At 68.0% G+C, this 13,795-nt stretch carries 8 protein-coding genes; 4 read left to right on the top strand and 4 right to left on the bottom strand.

What is annotated here, in order from left to right:
- The first annotated feature begins 12 nt into the window (after positions 1 to 12).
- A complete protein-coding gene (trxA, locus tag M1L60_RS32215) occupies positions 13 to 339 on the top strand; it encodes a thioredoxin (protein ID WP_253241325.1) in 327 nt (108 codons plus the stop codon).
- A gap of 99 nt (positions 340 to 438) precedes the next feature.
- Positions 439 to 1,587, top strand: coding sequence for an N-acetylmuramoyl-L-alanine amidase (locus M1L60_RS32210; RefSeq protein WP_253241324.1), 1,149 nt, complete (start codon positions 439 to 441; stop codon positions 1,585 to 1,587).
- On the opposite strand, the gene M1L60_RS32205 is transcribed toward M1L60_RS32210, so the two are convergent.
- A complete protein-coding gene (locus M1L60_RS32205; protein ID WP_253241323.1) occupies positions 1,588 to 2,256 on the bottom strand; it encodes a GNAT family N-acetyltransferase in 669 nt (222 codons plus the stop codon).
- Positions 2,257 to 2,423: 167 nt separating this feature from the next.
- On the opposite strand from M1L60_RS32205, the gene M1L60_RS32200 reads away from it, so the two are divergent.
- Both M1L60_RS32200 and M1L60_RS32195 read left to right on the top strand, forming a co-directional pair.
- Positions 2,424 to 3,734 carry an aminotransferase-like domain-containing protein gene (locus M1L60_RS32200; protein ID WP_253241322.1) on the top strand — a complete coding sequence of 437 codons (1,311 nt, stop codon included), beginning with the start codon at positions 2,424 to 2,426 and terminating at the stop codon, positions 3,732 to 3,734.
- A complete protein-coding gene (locus tag M1L60_RS32195) occupies positions 3,731 to 4,699 on the top strand; it encodes a D-alanine--D-alanine ligase family protein (protein WP_253241321.1) in 969 nt (322 codons plus the stop codon). The genes M1L60_RS32200 and M1L60_RS32195 overlap by 4 nt, the downstream gene beginning before the upstream one ends.
- Before the next feature lie 24 nt (positions 4,700 to 4,723).
- On the opposite strand, the gene M1L60_RS32190 is transcribed toward M1L60_RS32195, so the two are convergent.
- From M1L60_RS32190 to M1L60_RS32180, 3 genes are all read right to left on the bottom strand, one after another.
- On the bottom strand, positions 4,724 to 5,863 hold the full coding sequence (locus tag M1L60_RS32190) for an aminoglycoside phosphotransferase family protein (protein ID WP_253241320.1): 1,140 nt from the start codon (positions 5,861 to 5,863) through the stop codon (positions 4,724 to 4,726).
- Positions 5,864 to 5,933: 70 nt separating this feature from the next.
- The gene (locus M1L60_RS32185) at positions 5,934 to 6,098 is read right to left on the bottom strand and encodes a hypothetical protein (RefSeq protein WP_253241319.1); all 165 of its coding nucleotides are present in this window, start codon (positions 6,096 to 6,098) and stop codon (positions 5,934 to 5,936) included.
- 341 nt (positions 6,099 to 6,439) lie between these two features.
- The gene (locus tag M1L60_RS32180) at positions 6,440 to 7,318 is read right to left on the bottom strand and encodes a hypothetical protein (protein ID WP_438862175.1); all 879 of its coding nucleotides are present in this window, start codon (positions 7,316 to 7,318) and stop codon (positions 6,440 to 6,442) included.
- Positions 7,319 to 13,795 lie beyond the last annotated feature (6,477 nt).

The raw sequence follows: 13,795 nt of genomic DNA, 5'->3' as shown, positions 1-13,795 counted from the left end.
TGGAGGGTCGTAGTGGGAGTTGCAGGTAAGGCGGTCACGGACGCCACTTTTGTGAGCGACGTGCTGCAAGCGGACAAGCCCGTGCTGGTCGACTTCTGGGCGGAGTGGTGCGCGCCCTGCAAGAAGGTCGACCCGCTGCTGGCCGAGATCGCCAAAGAGATGGGCGACAAGGTCGAGATCGTCCAGGTCAACATCGACGAGAACCCGGAGACCACCCGGGCCTACCGCGTGATGTCGGTCCCGACCCTCACGATCTTCAAGGGCGGTGAGCCGGTCAGCTCGGTCACCGGCGCCAAGCCCAAGAGCGCCCTGGTCAACTTCATCGAATCGGCTCTCTGACAGTCATTTCCGACGCCCCGCGCCCCTCGAGGATGCGGGGCGTCGGCATGTGCGGAGTACTCTGCGCAGAGTCGTCCTTCGTTATCTAGGGAGTCACGCGTGCGTTCCATCCGACGTGGAGACAGCGGCCCGGCCGTTGCCGAGATCCGGTCGATCCTGGTCGGACTCGAACTGCTGGAGTCCGCCGGGGATGTCTTCGACGACGCCATGGACACCGCGGTGCGGGCCTTCCAGCAGGGCCGCGGGCTCGGCGTGGACGGTCTGGTCGGCGACGAGACGTGGGGTGCGCTCGACGCGTCCCGCTGGCGGCTCGGCGCCCGCACCCTGTTCCACTCGGTGCCCGACGCGCTGGTCGGCGAGGACGTGCGCACCCTGCAGGAACGACTCCTCGAGATGGGCTTCGACTCCGGTCGGCCCGACTCGATCTACGGTCCGCGCACGGCCCGCGCCGTCGCCCAGTTCCAGCGCGAGGTCGGCCTGACCTCCGACGGCTCCTGCGGCCCCCAGACCATGAAGGCGCTGCGCCAGCTCGGCCGCAAGGTCGTCGGCGGCCGCCCGCAGTGGCTGCGCGAGGCCGAGGCGTTCCGGCAGGCCGGCACCAACCTGGTCGGCAAGACGATCGTGATCGACCCGGGCCACGGCGGCGGTGACGACCAGGGCGTCGTGGTGCCCGACGGTCCGCTGCGCTGGAGCGAGGCCGACCTCGTCTACGACCTGGCCAACCGGCTCGAGGGCCGGCTCGCCGCGGCCGGCATGCGCGTCCACATGACCCGCGGGCCCAAGCCGGCCGAGTCCATCGGCAGCGCCGAGCGGGCCGGGCTGGCCAACAGCCTCGGCGCCGACCTGCTGATCTCGCTGCACCTCGACGGGCACGACAACGAGGTGGCCGACGGTGTGGCGACCTACCACTACGGCACCGGCAGCGGGCTCAGCTCGACGGTGGGGGAGCGGCTGGCCAACCTGGTCCAGCGCGAGATCGTCGTACGCACCGGCATGCGCGACTGCCGCATCCACGCCAAGACGTGGGAGCTGCTGCGACTGACCCGCATGCCCGCCGTACGGGTGGATCTGGGTTATCTGACCTCGCCGCTTGACCGGGACCGGCTGGTCAACCCGCTGTTCCGCGAGCAGATCGTCGAGGCGATCCTGGCCGCCGTGCAGCGCATGTACTACCCCGTCGAGGCCGACGTGCCCACCGGTTCGATCGACGTGCGCCAGCTGCGCATGGCGCTGTCGAGCAAGGGCTGATCAGCTCTCGACGCTACGGGTGGCTGTGGCCGGGCGCACCGGCCGCAGCAACGTCTCGGGGCTCATCGAACCGAGAAGCTTCTCGAGTGCGTACTCGACGTCGGACTTCCACGACAGGGCGGTGCGCAGCTCGAGGCGCAGCCGGGGGAAGCGCGGGTGCGGGCGCACGGTCTTGAAGCCGACCGACAAGAAGAAGTCGACCGGGGCGACACAGCCCGTCTGCTTCTCGTCGTCGGCCTCGCCGAACTTCGCGTCGCCGAACGCCTCGATCGCCTTGACCCCACGCTTGGTCAGGTCGCGGGCGACGCCCTGCACGAGCATGCGGCCCAGCCCGCCCCCGGCAAACGAGGCCACCACGTGCGCGGTCATCAGCAGGGCGGCGTCGGCGCTCACGGGCGAGGTCGGGAAGGCCATCGAACGGGGGACATAAGCCGGCGGGGCGTACATCACAAAACCGGCCGGCATGCCGTCGACGTAGGCCAGCTTGCCGCAGGAGCCCCACTCGAGCAGGGTCTGCGAGACCCACGCTTCTTTCTCGAGCCCCGGGTCGCCCGAGGCGCACGCGCGCTCGGCCGCGACCGGGTCGAGCTCCCAGAAGACACACTGGCTGCACGGCCGGGGAAGGTCTCCGAGCGTGTCCAGCGTGAGGTTGACCAGGCGTCGCGACACTGCATCCCCCTCGGCGTCATCGGGCCCAGCGCCCCGGGTGGGATCCTACGCCGCAATAGTCATGAACGGGACCAGCTCGGGCACAGTGACTGGTTAATCGAGGGCTTCTGTCGCACCGCGCGGCTACGATTCCACCAACTGTCTTCTCACCTGCGAGGTGAAGCCGCATGACCGGCACTACTCAGGACGACTACACCGATCGGTACGCGCGTCGGGTGCGTGGCATGACCACCTCCGAGATCCGCGCACTGTTCGCAGTGGCAAGTCGTCCCGAGGTCGTGTCGCTCGCCGGCGGGTCGCCCTACATCGCCGCCCTGCCGCTCGACGCGGTCGGCGAAATGCTCAACAAGCTCGCCGCCGAGCAAGGTGCCAGTTCTCTTCAGTACGGCATCGGCCAGGGCACGGTCGACCTGCGCGAGCGCATCTGCGAGGTCATGGCCCTGTCCGGCATCCACGGTGCGTCACCCGACGACGTGGTGGTCACGGTCGGCGGTCAGCAGGCGCTCGACCTGCTGGCCCGCCTGTTCCTCGACCCGGGCGACGTGGTGCTGGCCGAGGGCCCCAGCTACGTGGGCGCGCTCGGTGTCTTTCAGGCGGCCCAGGCCCAGGTCAAGCACGTCCCGATGGACGACGACGGGCTCATCCCGGCCGCGCTGGAAGAGGCGATCGCCGCCGTTGAACGGTCCGGCCGCAAGGCCAAGTTCCTCTACACGATCCCGACGTTCCAAAACCCGGCCGGCGTCACGCTGACCGCCGAGCGGCGCGAACAAGTGCTCGACATCTGCGAGCGGGCCGGCCTGCTGGTGGTCGAGGACGATCCGTACGGCATGTTGTCGTTCGAGGGTGAGGCGCCGTTGCCGATGCGGGCGCGCCGTCGTGAGGGTGTCTTCTACGTCAGCACGTTCTCCAAGACCTTCGCCCCGGGGCTGCGCGTCGGCTGGATTCTGGCGCCGCACGCCGTACGGGAAAAGCTCGTGATGATGAGCGAGGCCAACGTGCTCTGCCCGAGCGCGTTCGCGCAGGGCGCGGTGACGCAGTATCTGTCGACGATGCCGTGGCAGGAGCAGATCAAGGTCTATCGCGAGATCTACCGCGAGCGCCGCGACGCCATGCTCACCTCACTGCGCGACCTCATGCCGCCCGGCAGCAGCTGGACCCACCCGACCGGCGGCCTGTTCGTGTGGGCGACGTTGCCCGAGGGCCTCGACTCCAAGGCGATGATGCCGCGCGCGATCGCCGCGCGGGTCGCCTACGTGCCCGGCACGGGCTTCTACGCCGACGGCACTGGCCGCAACAACATGCGGCTCAACTTCTCGTTCTCCTCGCCCGAGCGCATCCGCGAGGGCATCCGGCGCCTGTCCGGGGTGATGGAGCAAGAGCTGGCGATGCGGGCCGTCTTCGGCCCGTCCATCGGCGGCTCGCACGCGCGGCGCCGGGGCACGGCCGCCGCGGATGCTCCCGGCCCCGACTTGGCATGATCTCCAGCATGGGTGACGAAGTGCGCGTGATGGTTCTGGCCGGCGGCCTCTCCTACGAACGGGACGTCTCATTGCGCTCGGGCCGGCGCGTCCTCGACGCGCTGCGCGCCACCGGCCTGAGTGCCGAGATGCGTGACGCCGACGTAACTCTGCTGCCCTCGCTGCAAGAGGATCCGCCCGATGCGGTGGTGATCGCTCTGCACGGCGCCACGGGCGAAGACGGTTCGCTGCGCGGGGTGCTCGACCTGTGCGGCGTGCCCTACGTGGGCTGCGACGCCCGGGCGGCCCGCCTGGCCTGGGACAAGCCGTCGGCCAAGTCGATGCTGCGCGAGGCCGGCATCCCGACGCCGGACTGGGTGGCGCTGCCGCACGACCGGTTCTCCGAGCTGGGCGCGGTGGCGGTGCTAGACCGCATCGTCGACCGGCTCGGCCTGCCGCTGATGGTCAAGCCGGCCCAGGGCGGTTCGGGCCTGGGGGCCGCGGTGGTCCGCGAGGAAAGTGCACTGCCGCCGGCGATGGTCGGCTGCTTCGCGTACGACTCGACGGCGCTGGTTGAAAAGTTCGTGCCCGGCATGGACGTGGCGGTGTCGATCGTCGACCTGGGCGCCGGCCCGCAGACCCTGCCGATCGTCGAGATCGTCCCGCGCGACGGCGTCTACGACTATGCGGCGCGCTACACGGCCGGCCTCACCACCTGGCACACGCCGGCCCGCCTGTCGCCCGAGGTGGCGGCGCGCGTGTCGGAGACGGCGCTGGCCGCGCACAAGGCCCTCGGACTGCGCGACCTGTCCCGCGTCGACCTGATCGTGGCTGAGGACGGGTCGCCTCAGGTGCTGGGCATCAACGTGTCGCCCGGCATGACCGAGACGTCGTTGCTGCCGTTGGCCGTGCAGGCGGCTGGGCAAGACCTGGGCCACATTCTCAAGACGCTGGTTGACCGGGCGGTGGCTCGCTCCGCGGATTGATCAGCGGTTCGCTCCGCGGATTGATCAGTGCTCGCTCCGCGGATTGATCAGCGCGAGCACCTCCACCCTCGCGTCGAGGTCGGCGGCGAGCGCATGTAGGCGCTGTCTTGTCGTTTCGACCTCGGCGCGGCCGATTGCTTGGCCGGCGCGGTGGTCGGCGTTGTAGTCGAGCCAGCCGCCCAGCGCAGCAACCCAGCCGCCGAAGACCCACGGCTCGGCCGGCACGACCAGGCCCGTCCGCCGACGATAGGCCGTGATCGCCTCAACGAACTCGTCCCGATCACCCAATCCCGGCCCGCGGTCGTCGCCGCTCCGGTCTGATCCCGTCCTCCCGAGCTGAGTCGCGCCCGGCTTCTCGTTCGGGCTTTCGCCCGTCCTCCTGCTCGAGGCTGCGTCCGCTCCTTTGCTTGCTTGCTCGGCCGCGGCTGCGTCTGCGGCTGCGCTCGTTTTCTCGTCCGGGCGTGACCAGTCGAGGGCCAGCGCCACCACTTCATGGATCGCCCCGATCGGCCCGGCGGCGTCCCAGTCGAGCGCGAGCAGCTGCCCGTCCTCTCGAACGAGCGCGTTCTTCCGATCAAGGTCTCGGTGACTGTCCACCATCAGCATCCGGTCCGGCGCCCGCCCGACCCGGTCACCCAGCTCGGCCAGTTCCGGACTCCACCGCGAGCCGTCCCATCGGATGTCCGGGACAACCTCCCACCGAGGACCACCGGCCTCATGGATACCCGCCAGAAGTTCCGCTCCCCGCGCGGCCGCCACATCTGTAGCCGCCCAGCCCTCCACCCAGTGATGGACTCGAAAGAGCTCACCCCCGACGCGCACCAAAGCACGGCCGGTCCCCGGTTCCCCGATCGGCTCGGGCATCGCTATCCCCGCCGCCCAGGCGTGGCTCTCCACCCGGAACGCACCCTCGACATTCCCCACAAACTGCGGTTGTTCGGCGTTGACCACCATCCGCTTGACCGCGAACGTCCCATCCGCAGTCACCACCCGCCACAGCTCATTGGACAGCCCACCCACCACCCGCACCGGCTCAGCCGTCAACGCCCCCAGCCCGAACCGGTCGGCAACACGCCCCCACTCCATCGCCAAATCCTGACGCCCGCGACCCGCGCCCACCACCGACTGCGCGCCCACACTCTCGATCGGGTTCGTAACCGTCATCGCGCAGTGCTCGTCACTGCTGGTGGCGCCGATCTACGCGCTCGACCAAGTCACGCTCGTACTGCTGCGACTACGTGCCGCGCCGCGCGCCTGCTCGCACCGACTTACCCCGGCCGGCGGCCGAGGCGCCCGTGCTCGGCAGCAGGGCGGCGAGGCCGGCGCCGAGCCAGCCACGTAGCGCGCGTTTGAGCCGCAGCGTGTCGGTCGACCACTCGAAGACAGCGCGGTCGCGCATCTGTTGCGCCAACGCGACCGGTACGTTGCCTACGTTGAGCCGGCCAGCGCTCGCTCAACCACACTCGCGAGTCGCACGAACGACTGCGCCCAGGGGGTCACGTCCGCTCGCGTGGTGTAAGAGCCTTCCACCGCCCATGGCATACGGCGATGTGCTGTCCGGGAACCGGACTCACTGGCCCGAGTCGTGGCGATCGCAGCGGCGGCCAAAACCCTTATTGGCCCGACCAAGCCGAGAAGGATGGTTGACCGCGTAAGTACGACCGCCCGCCTCACCGCCGCCGACTGATCCGCCAGCCGTAGGGATGGCTCGTTCGCCACCGAGGAATGCGCGAGTGGTATCTATGCGTGGGTGATGTGAGAGGGCAGCGTAGCCGGGTTGCCCGACGCCAAATCACCAGTCCGTTGGGCCGGGATCGACTCGCCGGCCAAGTCATCGGCAGTCCGGTTCGACGAGGTTGAAATATCGCTGGCGCCACCCGACCACGCGGCTTCTTGGGCCGAGGTCGCAGCGTCCACCGTTGGACGGTCGGTGTCAGTCTGCCGATCAGTGGTCGGGCGCGCTCCGTGCGTTTCCCGATCCACGGTCGGAGGCGCAGCGTCAGTCTCCCGCTCGGTGGTGCCGAACGGCGGATGCGCGGGGGAGTCAATGGGCTCATCAACGTGCGCGTCGGATCGGTCGCTGGCGTAGTTGATGGTGGAGGGCGATTCCCACTGGATGTGCGGCGGCTCGGCCAGAGCGGTGCCACCGAAATCGGCGAGCCAGGCCGCAACCAAGGCCAGGTTTTCGCGCCACTGTTGCTCGGGGATGGCAGGCAGGATGTCGTCCCACAGCGTCAGGAAAGTGCCGCGCAGCTGCAGCCGACCCTGCGGTCGCGCGAGGAACCACATGTGCAGATGGGCCGAGCCGTCACCCCAACGATTCACGTGAACCCGAGCAACACCGTCCAGCGACCGAATCGCCCGCTCGAGCCGAACAGTCATGACGCCCAACTCAGCCGCCAGAAGGTTCGGAAGGTCCCCGATGTCGAGGTGCGATCGACACTCGAGAATGAGGACCATAGGAAGTCCCGTAGGCCGGTCCATCGCCCGCACCCGCCAGCGTTCGCTGATCCAGATGTACGCCTCGTCGGGCGTGTTACAGGCAACGCAGTCCGCCGCATCTTCACCGCTACGCGGCGGCTCGACATCAACGGGAGCAGCCAACGGTTTGACCCTCATGTCGCCCTCGAACGGGAACGACGGCCAGCGCGTGAAGTCGGGCAGCGGGGGGATGTTGTCGGCCACGACGGGAACCTTAGCCCAGCCCCGACCCCCTGTCCCGGGTCAATTTCGCGGTAACTGAGCCACCCTCAGAACCCACCCCACCACCGCCCGATGACGTAGATCATCGTCACCGTCCGCGAACACCCCCACACGCCAAAAGTTATCCACAGAAGTTATCCACAGCCCACTCAGTTTCACGTGAAACACCACGTCGCAGACTTGCGCACCCTGTGGATACAGAACCCCACCCCACACACCACATCAACGCCGTTTCACGTGAAACAGCCACCCCAAGTTCTCAACAGCAGTTACACACAGCCTGTGGATAACTCCCCGCCGCCGTCCCCTCACACCAACACCAAACCGCTGGGCCCACCCTCAAACGCAAGCCCAACCCAAACTCGGACGGCCAGACCCCTCCCTCAAAATCAACCCCACCTCCCATCGACAACGCTGAATGGGGCGCCGGCGGCGGCCCTGGCGCCGAACCAATCCGGCGGACGCCGGGCCGTCGCTGAACCCGGCGCTACCGTCGGCCCCTCCACCCCGGTCCCACACCTGGCCCTGCTTCCAGTCCCCAGCCCGCCCAGCCCTTGCGTCCAGCTCCGGCTCGGCCCTGTCTCTGGTTTTACTGGGCCTGCCGCGGCGGGTCCCGGCTGCGGCACCTTGGGCCTCTAGTGCCGGCTCGGCCCTTTCTCCGGCTCTTGCCCGGCCCGCCGCGGCGGGTCCCAGCTTCGGCACCTTGGGCCACTAGTTCCAGCTCGCCCACTCTCAGCCTTTGCCCGGCCCGCCGCGGCGGGTCCCGGCTCCGGCGCCGCGGGCCTCTAGTGCCAGCTCGGCCTGTCCCTGGCTCTTGCTCGGCCGGCTGCGGCGGGTTCCGGCTGCGGCGTCCTGGGCCTCTAGTTCGGCTCGGCCCTGTCTACGGTTCCGGCCTGCCCCCGCGTCCCAGTACCAGGGCCAGACCCGCCTCCAGTACCAGCCCCGAGCCTTAGCTTCGGAAGCCTCGGTTCTGGTTCCGACTCAGCCCGGCTCCGACACTGGTCCAAGCACTCGCATTGGTTCTGACTCGAGCCCCGTCCTGGCCCTCGGGCCTGCATCCAGCCGCCTGGTGCTAGGCAGCTTCTGCCAGCCACCCGACAGCTATGCCCACGTTGCTCGCTTCGCCAAGAGCCCTTGTCGCGCTTCGAACGCGGAGGCGTGGATGGCCGAGCACGGTTAGTCTCCCCAACGATGACGGCCTCGGGGGATCAGCCGGCACCGCAACCACGCGTCACACCACCGCTGGCCTGCTCGATGGAGTCGCGGTAGGGCAGGTCGTGCCCGACCAGATCGGGCCCCGTATCGGCGTCGCAGACCCCCTATTCGTAACCGTCTCCACGACCGTGGGCGCAAAGGACTGGGCGGTTACGGAGCAGCCTCCGCTCCTCTCGCTTGTCAGCGGCCAGTCCAACTGAGATCAGCTCGGGGAGCGTTCGACGTCGGCATCGTCGGCGTCCAGCCGCGCAGCGACCGACAGAGCCAACGGTCATCGCCAGCACCGGTCACCTCATGCGAGCGCGTCGACCAACGCGCGCCGGCCCGGCCGACCAAATTCGACCAGCGGTACGGATAAATATCCCGCGCTCCACACCGCTAGCCGTGAGCATCAGGATCCAACTGGAGCGCGCCCAAGCACGAACGCAATCCACGGACCCACATCGGTAAGGCCCGATGCAGCCAACTCTTGCAAAGCATGAGCGGCACCCAAGAAGGGGGTGGCCCCAACGGCCAGCCACGGCACTAAATCCAACTTCTCATCGATTGCCGAGCAAGGACGCGCAAGCACCCCCGCAGAGAAGCTCGAATGCGGCCCGCCGGCTCCAGGGCGAGCGGGTCGGCTTGAGACAGCGATCGTTTCGAAGGGATGCAGTCGTGATGAGCTAGCTTCCTCGCAGCAGATCTGGCAGCACACCACCAGCCGCCTCAGGCAGTTGCAACAGACGAGGCTCATGCCCGCAGTAGCAGCGGATGTCGGTCTCGGCGCCGCTGCACACATCGCCGATCCGCACGCCGGGTTGCCGCCATCGTCGGATACCTGTTCCGGGAAGGTCGCTTTGGGCCCGTAAGCAGACCGCCCACTCTCGTGTCCCTCCGACCGCTGGGCAGTGGCGCTTGAGATCGCCGACTGCAGCGTCGGCGTCGGGGTTGGCTGCGTCGGCGGCGTCGGCGTCGGCGTTGGGGTTGGGGTTGGGGGTTGGGGTTGGGGTTGGCGGCGGCGTTGGCGGCGGCGGCGTTGACGTCGGCGGCGTTGACGTCGGCGGCGTTGACGTCGGCGGCGTTGACGTCGGCGGCGTTGACGTCGGCGGCGTTGGCGTCGGCGGCGTTGGCGTCGGCGGCGGCACGGTGGGCGGCTCGCCCGAGGCCGAGCCGCCCGCTGGCCGCAACGGGTACGGACACCAGGCGGCTGAACCAACTCCGCCCGTGGAGAGCCGCGCCTCCCTCCAATCGAGCCCACCAGGCTGGTCGGCCCAGTTGATGCCTGTCGACGGGAGACGCGCCGGGAAGGTGGGCCGATCGCCGCGCCGCTGGCCGAGCAGCAGGCGACGCTGCTGTGGCTTCCAAGTAGGTCTGGTGAGAGTCGACCGGCGGGACGAGCGTTTCGCCACCATCGAGACCAAGCACAACTACGCGATGAGCCACGCAGATCACAACGTGCCTTCAAGCCACATGTGATGCCACTTGAGCCGCACAGTGATTCTGACGCGGACCCCTTCGTCACCCGTAACCCGATCACTGAGTTGTCGAACAGTAGACCGGTTCCTCCTGGCAGATGACGGAGCGAGCTCAGAGCAGGGGAGTACCAACCGCGGACCCGTGGGCGACCTCTACTCAACCCCGACCATCGAGCCGACTGCGGCCGACTCGATCACACACGTCGCCCGTCCCCCAAGACTTCCACCTGACCTCAGTCCGCACCGACAAGGTTTGGCCTCCACCTTGTAGGCACCCCGCTAACACGCAAGCACCCCTCCGGTGCGCAGCCACATCTCCAATGCGTGGCCACCTCCAACGCGCAAGCATCTTTCAACGCGGCCACCCTGCCAACGCGCGGCCACCCTGCCAACGCGCGGCCACCCCGCCAACGCGCAGGTACCCCGCCAACATGCGGGCCACCCCCGCCAACATGCGGGCCACCCTCCAGCACGCAATATCTCTTCAACGCGCACGCACCCCTCCACCCCGCACGCACCCCTCCAACGCGCGCACCCCAACGCGCAGGCGCCCCAATCACGGGGCTCCTGAAACGCCGCGGCGCGCTCTGTGCAAGTGGCGAAGGTTCGACCTGCCTGTCCCGACGTCGGTGAGCCTGGCCGTCTCTTTCGCCTCATCACACCTGCGCCCCACCAAGAATCTCGTCACAAACTGTGCCTCGTCGGGGGCAGCGACCGGCTGGGCCTTTTACCGCCGTGCTGTTGAGTGTTGACGAATTGACCATGACCCGCGCGGCCTCTCTATCGCTGCTCTGACTGTGCATCCGAGACTCCGCAACCGAGTCGGGTCGGATCGTGGTGACGGCGCGGGGAGGAATCCGCCAAGCTCGGTCGGCAGGTGGCCACATCTGCCGACAGGACGGTGATCTCGGGTACGGGTTGAGCGGAAGAACGCAGGCGCTACGCGCGGATTGATCGTCGCTACGCCCGCTAGTGCCGAGAGCCCGCAAATCCTTGAACTCGGAAAGACCCCTGACTGGTCAGGTGAGGGCGTCCCTGGCTAGTCAGGTTCGAGCCGATCCGGCGGCCGGCAATCAGCTGGATTTTGACTCTGGTCCGCTGCCCGTCCGCTCGAGTGCGGAACGGCCGTTGGCATGTGCTTGGAATCAGCCTGCAGCAGGGCTGCATCACTCTGCTTCGTAACCGGCACTTTGACGAGCCTTGCTTAGCCGAGCGACCAACACAGCCGCTGCGATATCAAGCACGCGAGTACTTCATGGCATTCGCAGCCCAAGTACAAGCGTCGGGACGACTCGTGCACCAAAGACACCGCAACGCCGGGCCCGAGACTCGATCCCGATAGGCTCGGCGGTCACTCGGCTTCGAGCTTCGGCTTTGGCAACTGACGGGGAAGAGCCACAACCGCCCGGCAGCAGGAGCTGATTCAGTGCGACTCCTCGACCAGACGTGCAAGTCGTGGTCCAGCTTCAGCTCGGGTTTGAAATTCTTCGCAAGATCCACGACGCTGTCCTGAAGTGCGCCCATCTGGCCGCGCCTCAGGCCGGATGACATCGCTCTCACGCTGTGCACATGACGGACGAGCCTGCGAGCACCCGATGACCATGCCCGCGGGCTTCGCCTTTCGCACACGTTTCACGTGAAACGGCTCCGGGCTCCGGGCTCCGGACTCCGGACTCCGGGCTCCGGACTCCGGGCTCCGGGCTCCGGGCTCCGGGCTCCGGGCTCCGGGCTCCGGGCTCCGGGCTCCGGGCTCCGGGCTCCGGGCTCCGGGCTCCGGGCTCCGGGCTCCGGGCTCCGGGCTCCGGGGATGCTAGTTCGCTAGTCGTTTCACGTGAAACGACTAGTACATCGAATCTTGCGGGTCGAATCGCCAGTAGGACCTTAGCCGGCAGCCAGCAGTTGGCTGGCCGGTGTCCGGCAAGCAGAGGTACGGCAGCGCGCTCCGAGCGCTCTGGGTTTCCAGGCCGCGCAATACGTTCTGACGACAAGGATCTGACCGAGGACGGATCAGGTCTGGTCCGGGCTGCACCAGAACTGATCTCGTTCGATGCCGGCTGAGCGGTCTGAGGCCTGGTGACTGCAACCCAGCTGGGTCGACATCGGACATGTTTCACGTGGAACGTAAGCGGAGCCATTGGAGTCGGGCTTCCACGCTGAGCGAACATGGTCTGTAGCACCGAAGCATCAGCAGGCCCTCAACCGAACTCCGCTCACCATCCCGGACCGGCAGCGCCGAGCGGCTCCAGCCGGCGGGCGAATCAGATCGCGCAGGACCGCCTGGCCTTACTGGCTTCCTGACCGAGCCGCGTTCGCCGATCCGACTTCGAGGGCCGGCGTGGTAACGCCTACCACGCGTCGCACCAGCACTCTTCAGCGGGAAAGATCGCTGGGGTGGCGGTAATGAAGGAGTCGTTACGCCGCCAAGACGGTTGTCACCCTTTGCTTGGCATAGAAGAGCGAAGGCCAGCCTCGACCGCCTATGGCTGGATCTACCGTCCGTGTGGGGCCGTCGGCCTCCTCATTTGTCTGCTGACAGGCTCGCTGCCGCCGGGGGAGTGGAGGAGGCGGCGGAGGTAGCAGCGCTGAACCATTGCTTAAGTGTTTCAAGATCGGCCAGGGTTCTGCTCGTTCCACGCTCTTGTTTCACGTGAAACGAGGGGCGGGGAGCGGGAGCGGGGAGCGAGAGGCGGGGAGCGAGAGGCGGGGAGCGAGGAGCGAGAGGCGGGGAGCGAGGCACGGGGAGCGAGGAACGAGAACCTGTCCTGCAAATTGATAAAGCTTCGCTCACCACTCGGTCGCGTTGCTGACCAACTCTGTGCGCAGGGTTCGAAGGCCCCCGGCGGCTCGGCTAGTCCTACGGCGAACTGGGCGCCGAACATGGCCGCCACCGACGAACAGGGACCCATGCGTGGCCTTTGCCCACGCGAGCATCCACGGAAAGGCGTTCCCTCCTCAGAGGCCCGAAGAAGCCTCGGGGCTGTCACACAGTACGAGCTGAATCGGCGATTTTGATCGAGCACGGCAAACGCGCCGACAATGTTGGCGGCCCCTTTGCACAAGACCAGATTGTCTAGCCGAGTTTCTGCTGCCGGTGCCTGGCACGACTTCCCGAACCAAGTGAAGCAATGCCACGACCTTGCCGCGATCTCCATCAGCGATGGTGACTAGCCGTTTCACGTGAAACCGACCTACAACCCAGCACCGATCAACGTGCGCGAGCGGGCCTCGCACCGGGACTACCGGCTCTCCTGTGCCAGCACTCAAGGGCCGAGACGGGGTAGGCCCGGTAAAAAGAAGGGAGCGCGACCAGGCCGGCAGAGATGGCCATCGGTCGCGGGCAGGCAGGGTAATGGGCCGGCAGAGCGGCGTGCCGACCGCGCGACGGGCCGACAGGGTGACGACCAACCGAGCGATGGACCAAACGAGCGACGGACGGCCCGCGCGACGAACCAACCGGGCAGCGGACCAACCGGGCAAGGGACCAATCGGGCAGCGGACCAACCGGGCAGCGGACCAACCGGGCAGCGGGCTGGGAAGGCCGCAAGGTCGCCGCGGGTGGTGGCCAACAGAGTTGGTAGCCGCGGCGGCGGGATGGCGGCCGACGGAATGACGGACCGGGGGACTTGTTGGCCAGCAGTGTGACAGACCGCAGACCGCAGACCGCGGGCGGCGGGCGGCGGGCGGCGGGCGGCGGGCGGCGGGCGGCGGGCGGCGGGCGGCG

It is taken from the genome of Paractinoplanes aksuensis (genome assembly GCF_024137025.1).
GTDB classification, from domain to species: Bacteria; Actinomycetota; Actinomycetes; order Mycobacteriales; family Micromonosporaceae; genus Actinoplanes; species Actinoplanes aksuensis.
Note: the sequence above shows the minus strand (reverse complement) of the source record. Positions and strands in the feature narration are given on the sequence as shown.